At 67.8% G+C, this 18728-nt stretch carries 16 protein-coding genes; 12 read left to right on the top strand and 4 right to left on the bottom strand.

Annotated elements, in window-relative coordinates; genetic code table 11:
- Positions 1-41: 41 nt before the first annotated feature.
- The 4 genes from EV650_RS10330 (at position 42) to EV650_RS10315 (ending at position 5724) form a co-directional block, all read left to right on the top strand.
- Positions 42-1868 carry a hypothetical protein gene (locus EV650_RS10330; RefSeq protein ID WP_134117671.1) on the top strand — a complete coding sequence of 609 codons (1827 nt, stop codon included), beginning with the start codon at positions 42-44 and terminating at the stop codon, positions 1866-1868.
- A 37-nt stretch (positions 1869-1905) separates the two neighbouring features.
- Positions 1906-2652: a 4-hydroxy-tetrahydrodipicolinate reductase gene (gene dapB / locus EV650_RS10325; protein WP_134117669.1), complete on the top strand. Its 747-nt coding sequence runs from the start codon at positions 1906-1908 to the stop codon at positions 2650-2652.
- Positions 2653-3096 (top strand): hypothetical protein, encoded by a 444-nt coding sequence (locus EV650_RS10320; protein WP_134117667.1) that lies wholly within the window; start codon positions 2653-2655, stop codon positions 3094-3096.
- A 126-nt stretch (positions 3097-3222) separates the two neighbouring features.
- Positions 3223-5724: an ATP-binding protein gene (locus EV650_RS10315; protein ID WP_134117665.1), complete on the top strand. Its 2502-nt coding sequence runs from the start codon at positions 3223-3225 to the stop codon at positions 5722-5724.
- A 363-nt stretch (positions 5725-6087) separates the two neighbouring features.
- Here the strand turns inward: EV650_RS10315 and EV650_RS10310 are convergent, their stop codons facing one another.
- From EV650_RS10310 to EV650_RS10300, 3 genes are all read right to left on the bottom strand, one after another.
- Entirely contained in the window at positions 6088-7833 is a 1746-nt protein-coding gene (locus EV650_RS10310) for an alpha/beta hydrolase (protein ID WP_134117663.1), read from the bottom strand.
- A gap of 123 nt (positions 7834-7956) precedes the next feature.
- Positions 7957-8574: a GNAT family N-acetyltransferase gene (locus EV650_RS10305; protein ID WP_134117661.1), complete on the bottom strand. Its 618-nt coding sequence runs from the start codon at positions 8572-8574 to the stop codon at positions 7957-7959.
- 18 nt (positions 8575-8592) lie between these two features.
- Positions 8593-9777 (bottom strand): DUF418 domain-containing protein, encoded by a 1185-nt coding sequence (locus tag EV650_RS10300; RefSeq protein ID WP_238174125.1) that lies wholly within the window; start codon positions 9775-9777, stop codon positions 8593-8595.
- Between the two features lie 174 nt (positions 9778-9951).
- Here EV650_RS10300 and paaA point away from each other — a divergent pair, with 174 nt between their 5' ends.
- The 5 genes from paaA to paaE are packed head-to-tail and all read left to right on the top strand — an operon-like array spanning position 9952 to position 13474.
- Positions 9952-10875: a 1,2-phenylacetyl-CoA epoxidase subunit PaaA gene (paaA, locus tag EV650_RS10295; RefSeq protein WP_134117659.1), complete on the top strand. Its 924-nt coding sequence runs from the start codon at positions 9952-9954 to the stop codon at positions 10873-10875.
- A complete protein-coding gene (gene paaB / locus EV650_RS10290) occupies positions 10872-11150 on the top strand; it encodes a 1,2-phenylacetyl-CoA epoxidase subunit PaaB (RefSeq protein ID WP_134117657.1) in 279 nt (92 codons plus the stop codon). Before paaA ends, paaB begins: the two co-directional genes overlap by 4 nt.
- Positions 11147-11887: a 1,2-phenylacetyl-CoA epoxidase subunit PaaC gene (gene paaC, locus EV650_RS10285; RefSeq protein WP_134117655.1), complete on the top strand. Its 741-nt coding sequence runs from the start codon at positions 11147-11149 to the stop codon at positions 11885-11887. Before paaB ends, paaC begins: the two co-directional genes overlap by 4 nt.
- A complete protein-coding gene (gene paaD, locus EV650_RS10280; protein ID WP_134117653.1) occupies positions 11881-12360 on the top strand; it encodes a 1,2-phenylacetyl-CoA epoxidase subunit PaaD in 480 nt (159 codons plus the stop codon). The genes paaC and paaD overlap by 7 nt, the downstream gene beginning before the upstream one ends.
- Before the next feature lie 25 nt (positions 12361-12385).
- Positions 12386-13474 carry a 1,2-phenylacetyl-CoA epoxidase subunit PaaE gene (gene paaE, locus EV650_RS10275; RefSeq protein WP_134117651.1) on the top strand — a complete coding sequence of 363 codons (1089 nt, stop codon included), beginning with the start codon at positions 12386-12388 and terminating at the stop codon, positions 13472-13474.
- A gap of 55 nt (positions 13475-13529) precedes the next feature.
- Here the strand turns inward: paaE and argG are convergent, their stop codons facing one another.
- Positions 13530-14963, bottom strand: coding sequence for an argininosuccinate synthase (argG, locus tag EV650_RS10270; RefSeq protein WP_134117649.1), 1434 nt, complete (start codon positions 14961-14963; stop codon positions 13530-13532).
- Positions 14964-15063: 100 nt separating this feature from the next.
- Here argG and EV650_RS10265 point away from each other — a divergent pair, with 100 nt between their 5' ends.
- The 3 genes from EV650_RS10265 (at position 15064) to EV650_RS10255 (ending at position 18717) form a co-directional block, all read left to right on the top strand.
- Positions 15064-15891: a metal-dependent hydrolase gene (locus tag EV650_RS10265; protein ID WP_238174124.1), complete on the top strand. Its 828-nt coding sequence runs from the start codon at positions 15064-15066 to the stop codon at positions 15889-15891.
- A gap of 196 nt (positions 15892-16087) precedes the next feature.
- A complete protein-coding gene (dapA, locus tag EV650_RS10260) occupies positions 16088-17026 on the top strand; it encodes a 4-hydroxy-tetrahydrodipicolinate synthase (RefSeq protein ID WP_134117647.1) in 939 nt (312 codons plus the stop codon).
- Positions 17023-18717: a ribonuclease J gene (locus EV650_RS10255; RefSeq protein WP_134117645.1), complete on the top strand. Its 1695-nt coding sequence runs from the start codon at positions 17023-17025 to the stop codon at positions 18715-18717. Before dapA ends, EV650_RS10255 begins: the two co-directional genes overlap by 4 nt.
- The last annotated feature ends 11 nt before the right edge of the window (positions 18718-18728 follow it).

The raw sequence follows: 18728 nt of genomic DNA, 5'->3' as shown, positions 1-18728 counted from the left end.
CCTGGGAGATAGCTGTGGAGTGATGGCCTAGGGTGGCGGCCGTGGGTGTTTCCTCGGCGCGCAAGCGAATAGTGCTGCTCGTCGGGGTGATCGTGGTCGCCGGCGGGCTGGCGGCGTGGTGGATTCTCACCGCGGGCCGGGCCGCCAACGAGGGCTTCGACATCACCGACGAGGGCTACTACCTGCTGTCGTACCGGTGGTGGGACAGCACGCCGTTGGCGTTGACCGGGGTGCAGTACATCTACGGCCCGTTGTTCGAGTGGTTCGGGTACGACATCGTCAGGCTGCGGCTGTTCCGGTTGCTGACGGTGGTCGTCGTACACCTGCTCTTCGGCTACAGCTTCATGCGCTGGTTGCGCGGGCGACGGCCGAGAATGCCTGCCACGAAGCTGTGGGAGCTGGCGGGGATGGCGGTCATCCTGGCCGCGGGCGGGATGTGTTACGGCTGGCTGCCGCAGTCGCCCGGCTACAACGATGTGGTGCTGCTCGGTGCGCTCACCCTCGTGTCCTGCGTGCTGTGGATGGCTACAGCGGTCGATCGCGGTCAACCGGTGCCGTTCTGGCTGCCGGTGATCGCGGGCCTGGTGATCGGCCTGATGGTGCTGGCGAAGTGGACTTCGGTCGTGGTGATCGGGCTGATCGTGGTCGCCGCAGTGGTCGTGCTGGCCGGCCAGAGCTGGCGAGCCGTTGCCCGAGGCATCCTTTTCGCCGTCGGCGGACTCGCGGTGGTGGCGCTCGTCGTACAACTGTTCGTGGTCCGGCTGAACGTGGCCGTGCCGGGGATCGTGACCGTCAACAAGTTCATCGCAGGTACGTCGTACTCGCCGACCGAGCTGCTCCAGTTCTACTGGTCGAGCGGCATCAAGCTGCTCGGCAAGACACTGCGCGCACATGGCCTGCTCCTGCTCGCGACCGCGCTCACGGTGATCGCCCGTTGGCGCTGGCTTCGGATCGCCTCGGCTGTCCTGGTCCTGGCCGCCTTGGTTCTCTCGGTACGACGGGTTGTCGTCGACGGCGGCGCACTCGGTGGGTCCGCGAACACCGCGTCGTACCCGGTGACGCTGCTGGCCGCCGTACTGGTGGCTGTAGTGGCTGCGGCCGGCGCGTTGATCGCGGGCAAGGTCGGGGTGACGGACTGCTCGCGGTTGAGCCAGGAGAACACACGGACCTGGGTGATCCTCGGGCTGCTCGTGCTGCTGCCGCTGGTGCAGGCCTTCGGAACGAACACGCCGCTCTACACGATCGGCTTCAACGCCTTCGCCGCGTGGGCCGCGGTGATGATCGCAGTGCTGACCGGGATCTGGGCGACGCCGATCGTGGCACGAGCGACGCTCGGCCTCGTCCTGGTCGGTTCGCTGGTGGCGACCGCGTCGATCGCCTATACCGGCCTGTTCCGGTACCCGTACCGTTCGCCCGACCACTCCCAGCTGACCGCGGCGGCGACACTGCCCGCGTTGAAGGGCCTCTATCTGTCGCCGGTCACTGAGCAGAACTACAGCCGCCTGGCCGCCGACCTTCGGCCGTACACCGAGCCCGCCGGGCGGCCGATGCTGGCGTTCGACAAGATGGCCGGCCTGGTGCTGATGCTCGGCGGCCGTCCCGTCGGCGAGGCCTGGATCGCGCCGAAGGAGCGGGAGCGGACCGCGGCCGGCATCGAGCACGTCTGCCGGGACGGCCGCCCGTGGGACCCGTCCCGGCCGCCGCTGATCATCCTGAACCGGCCGATCTCGGACCTCGAGATCACCGCGCTGCAGGCCTGCGGGCTGGACTTCCACGCCGACTACGGACAGCTGGCGCCGGCGCGAGAGACGATCGGCCTGCAGGTGTGGGTGCCCAAGGCCGAACTGAGTGTCCGGAAGCCTGGATGAGATCCTGTTCCTCACATGACGGACGGGAAGGATGCGGATGATCAAGGTCGGTGTGCTGGGGGCCAAGGGCAGGATGGGCGCTCAGACGTGCCTCGCGGTCGAGGAGGCTGCCGACTGTGAGCTGGTCGCGCGGCTCGACCAGGGCGACGAGCTCGACGAGCTGACCAGATCGGGCGCCGAGGTCGTGGTCGACTTCACCCGGCCCGAGGTCGTGATGGACAACCTGGCCTGGTGCATCGAGCACGGCATCCACGCCGTCGTCGGCACCACCGGGTTCGACGACGAGCGGCTGGCGACGCTGCGCTCGCAGCTCGCGGCCAACCCGAAGACCGGCGTACTGATCGCGCCGAACTTCTCGATCGGCGCGGTGCTGATGATGCAGTTCGCCGCGAAGGCCGCGCGGTACTACGAGTCCGTCGAGATCATCGAGTTGCACCACCCGGACAAGGTCGACGCGCCGTCCGGCACAGCACGTCGTACGGCGGAACTCATCGCAGCGGCACGTCGCGAGGCCGGGTCCGGACCGATCCCGGACGCGACCACGACCGCGCTCGACGGGGCCCGCGGCGCTGATGTCGACGGGATCCGGGTGCACGGCGTCCGGTTGCGCGGCCTGATCGCGCACCAGGAGGTGCTGTTCGGCGACGAGGGCGAGACGCTGACGATCCGCCACGACTCGATGGCCCGCGTCTCCTTCATGGCCGGCGTACTCCTCGGCGTCCGCAGCGTCGGGACCACGCCGGGTCTGACGGTCGGCCTGGAACACTTCCTGGATCTCGATTAGATGACGGCAAAGCGGACGGCGATTCTGCTCGCGGTGGTTTTCGTCGCGTACGCCGTTCTGCTCGGGTGGCGCGGGGTGTTGCTGATCGGGACCGGTGATCCGGTCGCGATCGTCCTTGGGATCGCGGTCCTGGTCATCCCGGTGCTCGGTGCGTACCTGGTCTGGCGCGAGCTGCAGTTCGGCCGCCGGACCGAGGTGCTGGCCCGCGAGCTGGAGGCATCCGGCGGCTTGCCGGTCGACGATCTGCCGCGCCGGCCGTCCGGTCGAATCGATCGCGCCGCCGCGGACGAGGCCTTCGGGAAGTACAAGACCGAGGCGGAAGCCGCCCCTGATGACTGGCGGGTCTGGTTCCGGCTGTCGACGGCGTACGACGCCGCGGGGGACCGGAAACGGGCCCGCGCAACCATGCGAGCCGCGATCCTGCAGCACGACAAGAATTCGTGAGTTACCTGGGAGTCTGCTGTGAAGGACCCGGGGTGACTGACAACCCGGTGCGGATCGGGATACCTTCAAGGGGCTACGTGGCAGCCGCCACGTAACAAGGTCGGGCAACTGGGGTGGAGCCGTCCTGTGCCGTCAGACGGGTCTCGCCGCGGTGCGGACGACGTGCAGGGGGCTGGATTCGGTGGCCTGCTGCGCCGGCATCGGCGAGAAGCCGGGCTGTCGCAGGAGGGTTTGGCCGAACTCGCCGGACTGAGCGTCGACGCGATCGCGGCTTTGGAGCGAGGACGCCGGCGTGCGCCGCGGGCGCACACGCTACGCCTGCTCGCGGACGCCTTGCGGCTCGAGGATCCGGATCGCTCGCGGCTCACCGCCGCGGCCCGGAAAGAGGCGGACACCACCCGGACGCCGATGCGGCAACCGCCGGCGCCGACCAACCAGCTGATCGGTCGTACGACGGAGCTGACCGCGACGAGTCGCGTGCTGGGGCAGCGAATCACGCGTTTGCTTACCTTGACCGGACCGGGTGGAGTCGGCAAGACGAGACTCACTCTGGCGGTCGCGATCGACGTCGGGGACAGTTTCCAGGACGGTGTCTGCTGGGTGCCGCTCGCAGCCCTGACCGACCCGGCGGCCGTCGTACCGGCGATCGCGGCGTCGATCGGCCTGCATCCGTTGGAGAGCACGCGGCTGGTCGAGGAGATCGCCGAACAGATCGGCCGCAGCACGATGCTGCTGGTGCTCGACAACTGCTCGCACGTCGTTGCGACGGTCGGCCAGGTCTGCGCCGCATTGCTCGAGCGCTGCCCGAATCTGTCGATCCTCGCGTCGAGTCGTGAGCTTCTCCGACTCCCCGGCGAGAGCGTGTACGTCGTACCCGCGCTGTCCCTGCCGCACACCGAGGACCAGGTCGACTCGTCGGAAGCGGTGCAGCTCTTCGCCGAACGGGCGACCGCGCGCGGCTACGACTCGACCGGCCAGCTCGACCAAGTCGCACGAGTGGTACGTCGGCTGGAAGGCATGCCGCTGGCGATCGAGCTCGCCGCCGCACGGCTGAATGTGATGACGATCGAGGAGCTGGCCAACGAGCTCGAGCTGTCGTTCGGCATCCTGGCCGGCGGTTCGCGGACTGCGTCGCCACGTCAGCAGTCGATGACCGGCGCGATCGAGTGGAGCTACGCGCTGCTCACGCCGGCCGAACGAGACGTGTTCGCCCAGCTGTCCGTGTTCGTCGGTGGCTGGACGTTGAACGCGGCCGCGACGGTCATGTCCGGGCAGCCGTTCCCCGGACCTCAAGAGCGCGCCGAGGCACTCGACCTCACCGGACGGCTGGCCGACAAGTCACTGATCCGGGTGAGCCGCCGACATGGCGTCACGCGTTACTACATGCTGGCGGTGATCCGGGAGTTCGCCGCCGACCGACTCGTGGCCGTTGGCCGGACGGACGAGGCGGCCGAGCGGCACGCGCTGTTCTACCTCAGCCTGGCCGAAGAGGCCGAGGGACATCTGCGCCGTCCGGAGCACGCGGAGTGGCTCGAGCGGTTGGAGAGCGAGCTCGACAACCTACGGTCCGCGATGGCATGGGCTCTGCGGACCAGCTCGGTCTCCGAGGCGTTGCGGTTGGCCGGTGGGCTGTGGCAGTTCTGCTCGCTGCATGGCCACTACGCCGAGGGAAGCCAGTGGCTGGAGCGCGCGCTGACGCTGGCCGAATCGATGCCGGCCGAGCTGACGGCTGACCTGTCCGCCGCATCTGCCAAGGCGAACCTGGGCGCCGGATCGCTGGCGTTCCTCCAGTGCGAGTACGACGCCGCGACCGTCCGCCTGCAGATCGCGCTACGACAGTTCAAAGAGCTGGGCGACGACGCTGGTACTGCGTTGACGCTGCAGCGGCTCGGTGGAGTTGCACGCGAACGTGGCGACTACGAGGCCGCAGAGGACCTGCACTGCGAGAGCTACGACCTGTACGAGAGCCTGGGGGACCGGGCCGGGATGGCCTGGGCCCACAACCATCTCGGCTTCGTGGCCTGGCTCCGCGGCGATCTCGAGGTCGGCGCACGCCGGTGCCGCAAGGCCCGCGATGCCTTCCGGATCGTCGGTGACGGCGAAGGCCTCGCCTGGTCGCTGATCAGCCTCGGCGCGATCGCGCAGTACGGCGGTGAGCTTGTCGAGGCGGAGGACGTGCTGCAGGAGAGTCTCGCGCTGTCGCAGCGGCTCGGTTACCGCGAAGGTGTCGCCTGGTCGCTGAACCAGCTCGGCATCATCGAACGCCGGCGTGGCGTGACCGAGCGCGCCGTACACCTGCTGGACGAGAGTCTTGCCGAGCATCGCGATCTGGGCGACCGGTGGCGGTCGGCCAGTGTGCTCGAGGAGTTGGCCGCCGTTGCGCAGCAACGCGACCGGAGCGAGTACGCCGCATTCTTGCTGGGTGCGGCCGACGGGGTGCGGGAGGTCATCAACGTGCCCGTACCGCAGATCGAGAAGGCCGACTACACGGCGACCCGAGCTGCCGTCGAAGCGGCCTTGGAACGGCGGACTTTCCGGACGGCCTGGTCGTCGGGTCGTGCGGTGCCGCTGGCCGCGGTCGCCGACGGCTATCCACCACCGGGCTCGGGATCACGCGCGCTGATTTGAGACATGCCTCGCGAGACACCACGACCTGGGGGATCGACGGTGCCCCGCGAGGGATCTAGGGGCGCGGATCCAGATACGTGACCCGGCCGGCTGTGTTCTGTCTGACCCCCCAGGCAGTCCCCCCACCTCACAGCCGGCCGAAGCCACGTCGGCGGTGGTCGCCGTCATCGAGCCCTCCCGGTCGACGCCGGTTCCTCCGCGCTAACACAAGGTTGCCGTTATCACGCTCTGTCGCACAGGGACGGAACCCTGACATCGCCCTGACAAATTTGTCCTGACAACGAAAGCGCCGCCCGGAATTCGCCCACGGTGACCGGAATCTGCCCGTGCGTAGGGGAATTCCGGCGAATGTCAAACGCTCGTTCAGTGCAGATATCCGGAAACGGCTTTCGTGAATCCGGCGATCTGCCGTAAAGGAGCTCCCTTTGTGTATCCACCGGTCTCCTCGAGACCGGGCTCCTCGGTCGTGGGTGCGGGGATCCCTTCACCCGGGCAGCTGACGTCGGTGGCCGGCGCCTTGCCGGTGGTGAGGAACGTGTTGACGACCCGGTCCGCGCACCGATTCACCCCGCCGTACACACCGTGGTCGCCTTCGTTGGTGACGGTCAGCAGCCGCGAACCGGCGTACCTGCTGTGGGCCGAGACCGCGAGGGCGTAGTTCGTCGCCGGGTCGTGCACCGACTGAACCATCAGCGTTGTGGGCAAGCCTTTGCCGGTTGGGGTCGGCATGGTCAGGTTCGGGCGGTCCCAGTAGAAGCAGGGGTTCTCGGTCATCGTCCAGCCGACCAGCGGGAAGTGCGGGCCGAGGCGAGCGGCCAGCTGTTCGCCGTACTCGCGGCCTTGCGGCCAGGCCGTGTCGTTGCAGGTGATCGCGGTGAAGGTGGCGTCCTCGGCGTCGTCGCCGAGCTGATTGCCGCCGAGCTGGTTGCCGCCGGGGCGGAGTCCGACCGGTGCGCTGTTGGCGCGCCGTACGAGCTCCTGCTGGCGAGCCGTCGACAGTGCGTCCACCCGGCGCTGAGCGGCTTGCGGACCGCCTTTTGTCTGCGCGGCGGAAAGGTCGCGGAGAAATGCCAGATCGTCCGCCAGAGAATGAAAGTCCAGCTTTGTATACATATCGTTGGCGATCAGTTGGTCCAGCGTGTTCTGGTCGTACGTGACCTGAACTCCGGCGTCTAGGAATTCCTCGACCGCCGGCCGCTCCTTCAGCGCTCGTCGCAACCGCTCGTAGGTGCGGATGACCGCAGAGGGTGACGATCCCAGGTGCAGCAGCTCGTCGTACTTCGCTGCCCAGGTCGCGAAGTCCTCGCGGAACCGGCGCTCGAATGCCTGCGGCTGGGCCGCGAACGTGTCCAGCCAGGTCTTGGTGAAGTCCGTGTTCGAGTCGAGCACGAACCGGCCGACGTGGTCGGGGAAGTAGGTCTGGTAGTACGCCCCGAGCCAGGTGCCGCCGGAGTACCCGACGTAGTCCATCTTGTCGAAGCCGAGCAGTTGCCGGATCAGATCCATGTCCTGCACGGTCTGCGCGGTGGTGATGTAGGGGAGCAGGCCGCGGGACTGGCTCTCGCAGTACTGCTGACTCATCTCCGACGCCTCGGCGATCAGGCCGCGGGTCGCGGGGTCGCGGTCGCGGGCATCCATCGAGTAGCCGGGGCTGCCGTCGCAGCTGACGTTGGAGCTCGTGCCGGTCCCGCGGGGGTCGAATCCGACGGCGAGGTGGTCCTTGGCCAGCGGTGCCTGACTCGCCAGGTACGGCGCCAGGCCGAGGCCGGGGCCGCCCGGTCCTCCCGGGTTGCCGAACACGACCCGGCTCGGCGGGTGGGCGGGGGACGAATTGGCTGGGGCGACCTTGCTGACCGCGATCTGCAGGTCGTTCCCGGAGTACTGGTTGGCCCAGTCGCGGGGGACGGTGATCTTCGCGCAGTACGTGCGGAGCTCGGGATCACCGCACGGGATCCACTTCGGTCTTTGGTCGAGGTACTTGTTCGCCACACGATGCGGCTTGTCGACGACGGTGGCCGACTGCATCGACGCGGTCGCACCGGACCCCGGGACGAAGAGAACGGCAGCAGCGGACAGGCCCAGGCCGACGGCCAGGGTGAGGTACTTCATTGCAGACTCCAGCGGATGGCCTTGCGTGATCGGACCGTGACAATCTGTCATGTCCGCTCAGACGCGTCGAGCACCACCCCCGGCCCGTCGCCGATCTGCCCCGTGCTAGCTCCGGGCTAGCAGTTAGGCAGGCCCGGGGTCCGCGTGCAGCCGGATCTGCTTGATCCGGACCGACTCGTCGCCGTACAGATCCAGCTCGCGGTGCGCGCCGTCCGGCGCCCAGCCGGACTCGGTGTAGAAGGCCCGCAGGATGTCGTCGGTCGAGTTGACCCAGACGGTCACCCGGGTGAAGCCGTCGGCGCGGATCGTGTCGACGACCGCATTCAGCAGCCGGGAGCCGTGGCCGGCCCGGGTTGCCTCCGGCTGGACCGCGAGCTCGGCGATCACCGCGTCGCGCCGCGGGTCCGCGTCCGGGTCGTCCGACGGCGTGATGGCCGCGAAGCCGACCGGCGTGCGGCCGGCCAGCGCGACCATCACCCGGTTCCGCGCCTCGCCCGGCGACAGCAGCGCGGCCCGCCACTGCGCCGCGAACTGCGCCGGGTCCAGATCGGCGAGTACCTCGGCCGGCAGCAGCCCGGCGTACGACGACCGCCAGGCCGCGACCTGGATCTCGCCGATCGCGTTCGCCTCCGCCGGAAGCGCGAGCCGCACGCTCGTCTCGGCCACCGGACCATCACCGGACAGCTCAGAGCCCGACAGATCGGAGAGGTTGGCGGGTTCCGGCACGCCGAAGTCGCTCATACCCGCCATCCTCCCAAGTCAGTACACGAGCTTGCGCAGCAGGGTCTCGGCTGGGCCGCGGTAGGAGCGCTTGCTCATCGCGTACGCGCCGAGCACCGAGATGATCCAGACCCCGATCGCGACCAGTGCCGCGGTGTACGCCGTACTGCCGAACCGGAGGTCGAGCGTGAACGGTGCGAGCAGGACCATCCACGACACCGACTGGAACAGGTAGCCCGACAGCGACCGCTGACCGAGTGCGGAGATGGCGCGCACCGGCAACGAGATCTTGCTGATCCGGGCGACAAGCAGACCGAACAGGGCGACGTACCCGGGTCCGCCGAACATCCCGCCGGCCTGGGCGAGGTAGTCGATCGCGCCGACCGCCGACTCGTCGACGTGCAGCCAGCCGGCTCCGATCAGCGCGAGCGGCAGGCCTGTGAGGACAGTGATGCCCAGTCCGACCGCGGCGACCCAGGACAGCAGCTTGCGGTGCGCGCTCGGGTTTTCCAGGATCTGCTTGCGGGCGGCCCAGATGCCGAGCCAGACGATGACGATGAAGCCCAGCACGCTGGCGGCGTGCAGCGGGTACTCGTGCAGCCGGTCGACCAGGCTCCCGAAGTACGACGTCGCGGCGAGCGACGGGTTCGGCTTGTTGGTCAGCGGGTACGCGGGACCGGAGCTGTTGATGAGGGCGAGCACGGCCCGGACCGCCACGACGACGACCTCCAGCGCCATGAACGCCCAGATACCGAGGGCGATCCGGTGGAACTTGTCGCCGCGGTTGAGCAGGAACAGCGTGCAGATGATCCCGACGATGCCGTACGCGCCGAGGAAGTCACCGAAGTACAGCAAGGTCGCGTGCAGGAGGCCGAAGGCGATCAGCCAGGCGTTGCGCTTGAGCAGGATCCGCCGGACCGCGCCCGGGGTCGCGCCGGAGGACTGCTGCCGCCGGGCCAGTTGCACCAGGCCGTAGCCGAACATGATCGCGAACACCGGGTAGGCCCGGGCGTCGACGAAGGTGAGCTTGACGAAGTTGAGGATCCGCTCGAAGCCGTGCGGCGCGCTCTCCACGCCGGGCTGGCCGGCGAACGCGAAGTTGGCGCTGTTGGCCAGGCCGATCAGCAGCAGCATCGCGCCGCGGATCAGGTCCGGGGCGAGCGCTCGTTCCTTACCGGTGACCGGCCCGCGGTGATCGGCGGCCGGAAGAGTCTGCGTGGTCACGGGACACCCTTTCGAGAAACTGTTCAATCCATGAGCTGTTACTCGAAATACTCCCGGCTGCGCTCGGCCGCTCCCAGCGCGTTGCCACCCCTTCCTGGGGTAGGTCTAACACCCCTGTGTGACACTTCTTGTTGATCTGGAGAAAAAGTGTCACATCTCGGCTATGCTGCCGGTATGGACAGCTTCCAGGCGACCATCGACGCAGACGGCCGGATCGAGCCGCGGGACGCGATGCCGGACGGGTACCGCAAGACCCTGATCCGGCAGATCGCGCAGCACGCGCACTCCGAGATCATCGGCATGCAGCCCGAGGGCAACTGGATCAGCCGCGCGCCGTCGCTGCGCCGCAAGGCGATCCTGATGGCCAAGGTGCAGGACGAGGCCGGCCACGGTCTCTACCTGTACGCCGCTGCCGAGACGCTCGGCGTGGATCGGGCCGATGTGCTCGACCTGCTGCACAGCGGGAAGCAGAAGTACTCCAGCATCTTCAACTACCCGACCCTGACCTGGGCCGACATCGGTGCGATCGGCTGGCTGGTGGACGGCGCCGCGATCGTCAACCAAGTCCCGCTCTGCCGCTGCTCCTACGGGCCTTATGCGCGGGCGATGGTGCGGGTCTGCAAGGAGGAGTCGTTCCACCAGCGGCAGGGGTTCGAGATCCTCTACACGCTGTGCAACGGCACGCCCGAGCAGAAGGCGATGGCGCAGGACGCGCTGGACCGCTGGTGGTGGCCGTCGCTGATGATGTTCGGCCCGCCGGACTCCGCGTCGACGCACTCCGAGCAGTCGATGGCGTGGGGGATCAAGCGGCACAGCAACGACGAGCTGCGGCAGCGCTTCGTCGACATGACCGTCCCGCAGGCCGACGTACTCGGGCTGCGCGTTCCTGACGACGGCCTGTCGTACGACGAGGAGGCCGGGCACTACCGCTTCAGCGAGCCGGACTACACCGAGCTGTACGACGTGGTGAAGGGCAACGGCCCGTGCAACCAGGAGCGGCTCGCGCACCGGGTGAAGGCGCACGAGGACGGCGCCTGGGTCCGCGAGGCCGCGGCCGCCTATGCCGAAAAGCAAGCTTTGAAGGAGGCCGCGGCATGATCGAGCCGTTGTGGGAGATCTTCGTCCGGTCCCGGCGGGGACTGTCGCATACGCACGTCGGCAGCCTGCACGCGCCCGACGCGACGATGGCGTTGCGGAACGCACGGGACGTCTACACCCGCCGCCAGGAAGGCGTGTCGATCTGGGTGGTGCGGGCTTCCGACATCACCGCGTCTTCGCCGGACGAGAAGGACGAGTTCTTCGATCCGGCCGGCGACAAGGTGTACCGGCACCCGACGTTCTACCAGGTCCCGGAAGGTGTCGAGCACCTGTGACCGATCTGTTCGTGTACTCGCTCCGCCTCGGCGACGACGCGCTGATCTCCGCGCAGCGCACCGCCGAGTGGATCGCAGCCGCCCCGCAGCTCGAGGAGGACGTTGCCCTCGGCAACATCGGCCTCGACCAGCTGGGCCAGGCGCGGACGCTGCTGCAGTACGCCGGGACAGTTGAAGGCGCCGGCCGGTCGGAGGACGATCTGGCCTACTTCCGCGACGAGCGTGAGTTCCTCAACCTGCAGCTGTGCGAGCTGCCGAACGGGGATTTCGCTCATGCGATGGCGCGGTTGCTGTACTTCGCGACGTACCAGCAGTTGCTGTACGAAGAGCTGCTGAAGAGCTCCGACGAGATGCTGTCCGGGGTTGCGGGCAAGGCGGTCAAGGAGGTCGCGTACCACGTCGACCACGCGACCCAGTGGGTGCTGCGCCTGGGTGACGGGACCGAGGAGAGCCACCAGCGGATGCAGGCTGGGTTGGATGCGCTTTGGCCTTACACAGCAGAGATGTTCTCGTCGGACGAGTTGGTGCAGCGATTGGACGTTGCCGTCGATCCGTCGACGTTGCAGGACGAGTGGACGCGTCGCGTGACCGCAGTGATCGACGAATCGACCTGCGGCCGGCCAGAGTCGTCGTACCAGCACTCAGGCGGTCGCGAAGGCCGTCACACCGAGCACATGGGGTATTTGCTCGCTGAGCTGCAGCATGTGGCCCGTTCCCACCCGGGGGCGACATGGTGACCGACACTGCGATCTTTGAAGCCGTCGGTGAGGTCACGGACCCAGAGGTTCCGGTGCTGACGATCGCTGACCTCGGCGTACTGCGTGGTGTCCGGCATGAAGGCGACGAGGTCGTCGTAACGATCACGCCGACGTACTCCGGGTGTCCGGCGATGGATCTGATCCGGCACGAGGTGGAGCTGACGCTGCAGTCGCTGCACGTGGACGGACGGGTCGAGACGGTGTTGTCGCCGGCCTGGACGACCGACTGGATGAGTGACGCCGGGAAGGCGAAGCTGACCGAGTACGGGATCGCTCCGCCGACCGGTCGGCGGGCCGTTGGTGGACCGGTGTCGTTGAGTCTGAGTGTGCGGTGTCCGTTGTGTGGATCGCTGGACACGAGTGAGCTCAGCCGGTTCGGATCCACGTCCTGCAAGTCGCTCTGGCGGTGCAACAGTTGCCGTGAGCCCTTCGATCACTTCAAATCCCTTTGAAAATCCAACACAGCAAGGCGATCTGATGACGACGACTCTTGCGCCCAGGCGGCGCGCCGCCTTTCATTCGTTGAAGGTTTCGGCGCTCGACGCGATCACCGACGACTCGGTTGCGATCACGTTCGCCGTACCGCCGGAGCTGGCGGGGGAGTACGAGTTCACCGCGGGTCAGCACCTGACGATCCGGCGGCGCGGGGAAGAGGTCCGGCGGAGTTACTCGATCTGCTCGCCGGCCGGTTCCGGCGTACTGCGGATCGGGGTGAAACGGCTCCCGGGCGGCGACTTCTCGTCGTACGCCGCGCAGGAGTTGAAGGTCGGCGACGAGCTCGAGGTGATGACGCCGCTCGGCCGGTTCGGGACGAATCTTGATGCGGCCAACGCCAAGCACTACGCGTTCGTCGCCGCGGGCAGCGGGATCACGCCGGTGCTCTCACTGGTCGCGACGATCCTGTCGGTCGAGCCGTCCAGTCGGGTCACGTTGCTGTACGGGAACCGGACCGCGGGTTCGGTGATGTTCGCCGACGAGCTGGCCGACCTGAAGGACCGGTACGCCGAGCGGTTCCACTTGGTGCATGTGCTCTCGCGGGAGTCGACCGAGGTCGAGCTGTTCAACGGCCGCATCGACGCGGACCGGCTGCAGCGGATGTTCGCGACGATCTTGCCGCTGGCGTCCGTGGACGAATGGTTCCTGTGCGGGCCGTACGCGATGGTGGTCGGTGCTCAGGATCTTCTGTTGGCCGAGGGCGTTGCCCGCGAACACGTGCACGCCGAGCTCTTCCACGTCGGCGACGAGGCTCCGAAGGCTCCTGTCGAGGAGGCAGTGGTCGACGAGGACGCCGCAGAGGTGACTGTGATCCTGGATGGTCGCCGGTCGACGTTCTCACTCGGTCAGCATTCGAAGGCGGTGCTGGACGCGACGCTCGCCGTACGCAGCGATGCGCCGTTCGCTTGCAAGGGCGGCGTCTGCGGCACCTGCCGGGCGAAGGTGCTGGACGGCGCAGTCCGGATGGACACCAACTGGGCCTTGGAGCCTGACGAACTTCGGGCCGGCTACGTCCTGACCTGCCAGTCCCACCCGACCACCCCCACGGTCACGCTCGACTACGACGCATAAGCAAACAGCCGACCTCCCACCTGAAGGGAGGTCGGCTGTTGCCTGCCTGGGGGAGTTAGTCCGTGCCGGCTTCCATCGCGGCGCGGTCGAGGAGCTCGTCCTCTTCGGTGGCTTCGCCGCGGGAGGCGATGGCTTCGGCGCCGCCGGTGGTGAGTTCGCCGATCAGGTCGGTGGACGAGGCGAGCGCGGGGTTCGAGTTGCCGAACAGGCCGAGACCGGCGTACTGCTCGAGCTTCGACCGGGAGTCGGCGATGTCGAGGTTCCGCATGGTCAGCTGGCCGATCCGGTCGACCGGGCCGAACGCCGAGTCCTCGATCCGCTCCATCGACAGCTTGTCCGGGTGGTAGCTGAGCGCCGGGCCGGTGGTGTCGAGGATCGAGTAGTCCTCACCCCGCCGGAGCCGGAGCGTCACCGATCCGGTCACCGCCGTGCCGACCCACCGCTGCAGTGACTCCCGGAGCATCAGCGACTGTGGGTCCAGCCAACGACCTTCGTACATCAGCCGCCCGAGCCGCCGGCCCTCGCTGAAGTAGTTCGCGATCGTGTCCTCGTTGTGGATCGCGTTCACCAGCCGCTCGTACGCCGCGTGCAGCAGCGCCATCCCGGGTGCCTCGTAGATGCCCCGGCTCTTCGCCTCGATGACCCGGTTCTCGATCTGGTCCGACATGCCCAGCCCGTGCCGGCCGCCGATCGCGTTCGCCTCCAGCACCAGGTCGACCGCCGAGCCGAACTCCTTGCCGTTGATCGTCACCGGCCGGCCCCGCTCGAACCCGATCGTGACGTCCTCGGCCTCGATCACGACCGACGGGTCCCAGTGCTTCACGCCCATGATCGGGTCGACGGTCTCGAGCCCGGTGTCGAGGTGCTCGAGCGTCTTCGCCTCGTGGGTGGCGCCCCAGATGTTCGCGTCGGTGGAGTAGGCCTTCTCGGTGCTGTCGCGGTACGGCAGGCCGTGCGTGACCAGCCACTCGGACATCTCCTTCCGGCCGCCGAGCTCGTGCACGAACTGCGCGTCCAGCCACGGCTTGTAGATCCGCAGCTGCGGGTTCGCCAGCAGGCCGTACCGGTAGAACCGCTCGATGTCGTTGCCCTTGAACGTCGACCCGTCGCCCCAGATCTGGACGTCGTCGTCGAGCATCGCCCGGACCAGCAGCGTGCCGGTCACGGCCCGCCCGATCGGGGTGGTGTTGAAGTACGTCCGCCCCGCCGTCCGGATGTGGAAGGCGCCGCAGGCCAGGGCCGCGAGCCCTTCCTCGACCATCGCCGTACGGCAGTCGACCAGCCGGGTGATCTCGGCGCCGTACGCCGTGGCTCGGCCGGGCACCGTCTCGATCTCGGGCTCGTCGTACTGCCCGAGATCAGCGGTGTACGTGCACGGGATCGCACCCTTCTCCCGCATCCACGCAACCGCAACCGACGTATCGAGACCTCCAGAGAAGGCGATCCCGACGCGCTCACCGACCGGCAAAGAAGTAAGTACCTTGGACACAGGAAAAGTATGCACCCTTCTGCATGATTATGCAAAACGGTTCGGTGCCCGCGTGGCTGCTGTGGCTGATGGGGCTGGTCGGAAAGGATGGAGCCCGACGGTGAGGGGAGTGAGGCTCCGGATGATGGGGCGGTCGCATGCGTTGTCGGGGTGGTGCGCCGGGTTGGCGGTGGCGCCGCTCCTCGGTCTGACTTCGGTGGCGGAGGTGGTGCCGTTCGCCGCGGCAACTGCCGGGTACGCGTTGGTGCCGGATCTGGATCACCCGGGCGCGAGCGCGTCGCGGTTGTTGGGGCCGGTGACCCGATTGGTGTCGGGAGCGGTGCGCGCCTTCTCCGGTGTGCTCTACAAATTGACGAAGGGTCCGCGCGACGAGGAGAGCACGGGGAAGCATCGGCACGCGACCCACACGCTGGTCGCGGCGATCCTGCTCGGGATGCTGGCCGCGAGTCTCGGCGGTCGCGGCAAATGGGCAGTGCTCGGCGTCGCGGTGACCGGTCTCGTGCTGGCCGCGGATGCGTTGGGGGACTGGATTGTCCTTGCAGTACTGGCCGCAGCCGGATGGTCAGTCGTCGGTACGGCGCTCCCCGGTACGTCGACCACGGACGCGGTGCACGCCGCCGTACAAAGTGGTCTGAGCCAGATCGGCGGCTGGATCGGTGTCGCTGTCGGACTGGGGATGTTCGTGCACTGTCTCGGCGACAGCCTGACCCGTTCCGGTTGTCCGTGGCTGTGGCCGCTCCCGATCCGCGGCGAGACCTGGTACGAACTCCGTCTCCCGAGACCGCTCCGCTTCAGCACTGACAGTTGGGTCGAGCGACTCGTCGTCGCCCCGCTCCTGTTCGTTGCCGGCGTACTACTCCTGCCTGGGGCGTTCCAGGCGGTCGAGCGGCTCTTCGATGCGACCTCGATCTGGCTGGCAGGGCAATGATTTCTCGACAAAGAGTGATGGCGTTGCTACCCAAAGTATTCGCAGAAGTTTTTCCGGATTTTTTTGGTGGAAGCTGTAACGACTACCGGGCCGGGGCCGATAGGACGAGTGAGCCTGGTGGCTGCCCGGACCCCCGAGCGGACAGCCACCAGGCCTACCCATTTCTTCAGGGCTCGAGAGCGGTAATCTGAGGGCCATGTCCTCGCCAGAATCCACGCCTTCGTCGGCCCACTCTGCGGCCCGGTCCACTGCACTGCCGTTCGGCCGCTTGACGACCGCGATGATCACCCCGTTCCGTACCGACGGTTCCCTCGACCTCGACGCCGCCCAGTTGGTCGCGAAGCACCTGGTCGACGGCGGCAACGACGCCCTGGTGCTGAACGGGACCACCGGCGAGGCTCCGACCACGTCGGACCAGGAGAAGGTCCAGCTGATCGAGGCCGTCCGCGAGGCGGTCGGCGCCGGCATCAAGATCGTCGCCGGTGTCGGCACGAACGACACCGCGCACACGATCGAGGGCGCCAAGCAGGCCGAGGCCGCCGGCGCCGACGGTCTGCTCGTCGTCACGCCGTACTACAACAAGCCTCCGCAGGACGGGCTGCGCGCGCACTTCACCGCGGTCGCCGACGCCACCGGCCTGCCGAACATGCTGTACGACATCCCGGCCCGGTCCGGGGTGGAGATCAAGACCGAAACGCTGATCGCGCTCGCCGAGCACCCGCGGATCGTCGCGGTGAAGGACGCCAAGGGCGACCTGGCCGGGACCACCAAGGTGCTGGCGAACACCGATCTGTTCTACTACTGCGGTGCCGACGAGCTGAACCTCGCCTCGCTGGCGATCGGCGCGGTCGGTATCGCGAGTGTGGTTGCCCACGTCGCGAGCCGGGAGTACCGGCAGTTGATCGACGCCGTGGTGGCCGGCGACCTCGCCACCGCGCAGGACATCGACCGACGGCTGGTGCCCGCCGTCGAAACGATCATGACCAGGACCCAGGGTGCCATCATGGTGAAGGCCGCGCTCAAGCTGGCCGGCGTCATCGAGCACGCGACACTTCGGTTGCCGCTGGTTGAGGCGACCGCCGAGCAAGTGGACTGGCTCACCACCGACCTCAAGACGGCAGGACTGATTGTATGAGCCATCCCCATCCAGATCTCGACGCGCCCGGACCACTCGCTCCGGGCGCTTTGCGGGTGATCCCACTCGGCGGCCTCGGCGAGGTCGGCCGGAACATGACGGTGTTCGAGTACGACGGCAAGCTGCTGATCGTGGACTGCGGCGTACTGTTCCCGGACGAGAACCAGCCCGGCGTGGACCTGATCCTGCCGGACTTCCAGCCGATCCGGGACCGGCTCGACGACGTCGTCGCCGTCGTCCTGACGCACGGCCACGAGGACCACATCGGCGGGTTGCCCTACCTGCTGCGTGAGCGGGGCGACATCCCGGTAGTGGGTTCGCAGCTCACGCTCGCGCTGCTCGAGGGCAAGCTGAAGGAGCACCGGCACCGCAACGTGCCGCAGCAGACCGTGGTCGAAGGCGAGACCCTGCAGATGGGTCCGTTCGTCTGTGAGTTCGTCGCGGTGAACCACTCGATCCCGGACGCGCTCGCGGTCGCGATCAAGACGCCGGCCGGAGTCGTGCTGCACACCGGTGACTTCAAGATGGACCAGCTGCCGCTGGACAACCGGATCACCGACCTGCGCGCGTTCGCCCGGCTCGGTGAGGAGGGCGTCGACCTGTTCATGGTCGACTCCACCAACTCCGAGGTGCCCGGCTTCACCACGCACGAGCGCGACATCGCGCCGGTGCTGGACCGGGTCTTCACCAACGCGAAGAACCAGCGGATCATCGTCGCCTGCTTCGCCTCGCACGTGCACCGGGTCCAGCAGGTGATGGACGCGGCCGTGAAGCACCACCGCAAGGTGGCGTTCGTCGGCCGCTCGATGGTCCGGAACATGGGTGTGGCGCGGGATCTCGGCTTCCTGTCCGTCCCCGGCGACACGCTGATCGACATGCGCGAGCTCGACAACTACCCGCCGGAGCGCGTCGTCCTGGTCTCGACCGGGTCGCAGGGCGAGCCGATGTCGGCGCTGTCCCGGATCGCGGCCAACGACCACAACGTGGTCCAGCTGCAGCCGGGCGACACCGTCATCCTGGCGTCGTCGCTGATCCCGGGCAACGAGAACTCGGTGTACCGGGTGATCAACGGCCTGATCCGGCACGGTGCGAACGTGATCCACAAGGGCAACGCGCTGGTGCACGTGTCCGGTCACGCCAGCGCCGGCGAGCTGCTGTACTGCTACAACATCGTCAAGCCGCGCAACGTGATGCCGGTGCACGGCGAGATCCGGCACCTGCATGCGAACGCCGACCTGGCGGTCCAGACCGGCGTACCGCGGGAGAACGTGGTCGTCGTCGAGGACGGTGTGGTGGTCGACCTGATCGACCGCAAGGCCGTGGTGGCGGGCAAGGTGGAGTGCGGGTACGTGTTCGTCGACGGCTCGACCGTCGGTGACATCACCGAGACCTCGCTGAAGGACCGCCGGATCCTCGGTGACGAGGGCTTCATCTCGGTCATCGCCGTGATGGACTCGGTCACCGGCAAGCTGACCGCCGGTCCGGAGATCCAGGCCCGTGGTTTCGCCGAGGACGACACGGTCTTCGACGACCTCAAGCCGAAGATCGAGGCCGAGATCGAGAAGGCGATCGGCAGCGGTGTCGACGACATGTACCAGCTCCAGCAGGTGATCCGCCGGGTGGTCGGCAAGTGGGTCAGCGACACCCACCGCCGGCGGCCGATGATCATTCCCGTCGTGGTGGAGAGCTAGTCACCCGGTGT

This window comes from Kribbella kalugense (assembly GCF_004365875.1).
Classification (GTDB): Bacteria; Actinomycetota; Actinomycetes; order Propionibacteriales; family Kribbellaceae; genus Kribbella; species Kribbella kalugense.
This window is presented reverse-complemented; position numbering and strand designations above follow the sequence as displayed.

Excerpts from the sequence above, each read along its gene's own strand:
- EV650_RS10305 (WP_134117661.1), bottom strand. The coding sequence starts at position 8,574 with ATGAGCGACTTCGGCGTGCCGGAACCCGCCAACCTCTCCGATCTGTCG.
- dapA (WP_134117647.1), top strand. The coding sequence starts at position 16,088 with ATGTCCTCGCCAGAATCCACGCCTTCGTCGGCCCACTCTGCGGCCCGG.
- dapB (WP_134117669.1), top strand. The coding sequence starts at position 1,906 with ATGATCAAGGTCGGTGTGCTGGGGGCCAAGGGCAGGATGGGCGCTCAG.
- EV650_RS10255 (WP_134117645.1), top strand. The coding sequence starts at position 17,023 with ATGAGCCATCCCCATCCAGATCTCGACGCGCCCGGACCACTCGCTCCG.
- paaA (WP_134117659.1), top strand. The coding sequence starts at position 9,952 with ATGGACAGCTTCCAGGCGACCATCGACGCAGACGGCCGGATCGAGCCG.
- paaB (WP_134117657.1), top strand. The coding sequence starts at position 10,872 with ATGATCGAGCCGTTGTGGGAGATCTTCGTCCGGTCCCGGCGGGGACTG.
- EV650_RS10310 (WP_134117663.1), bottom strand. The coding sequence starts at position 7,833 with ATGAAGTACCTCACCCTGGCCGTCGGCCTGGGCCTGTCCGCTGCTGCC.
- EV650_RS10320 (WP_134117667.1), top strand. The coding sequence starts at position 2,653 with ATGACGGCAAAGCGGACGGCGATTCTGCTCGCGGTGGTTTTCGTCGCG.
- paaD (WP_134117653.1), top strand. The coding sequence starts at position 11,881 with ATGGTGACCGACACTGCGATCTTTGAAGCCGTCGGTGAGGTCACGGAC.
- paaE (WP_134117651.1), top strand. The coding sequence starts at position 12,386 with ATGACGACGACTCTTGCGCCCAGGCGGCGCGCCGCCTTTCATTCGTTG.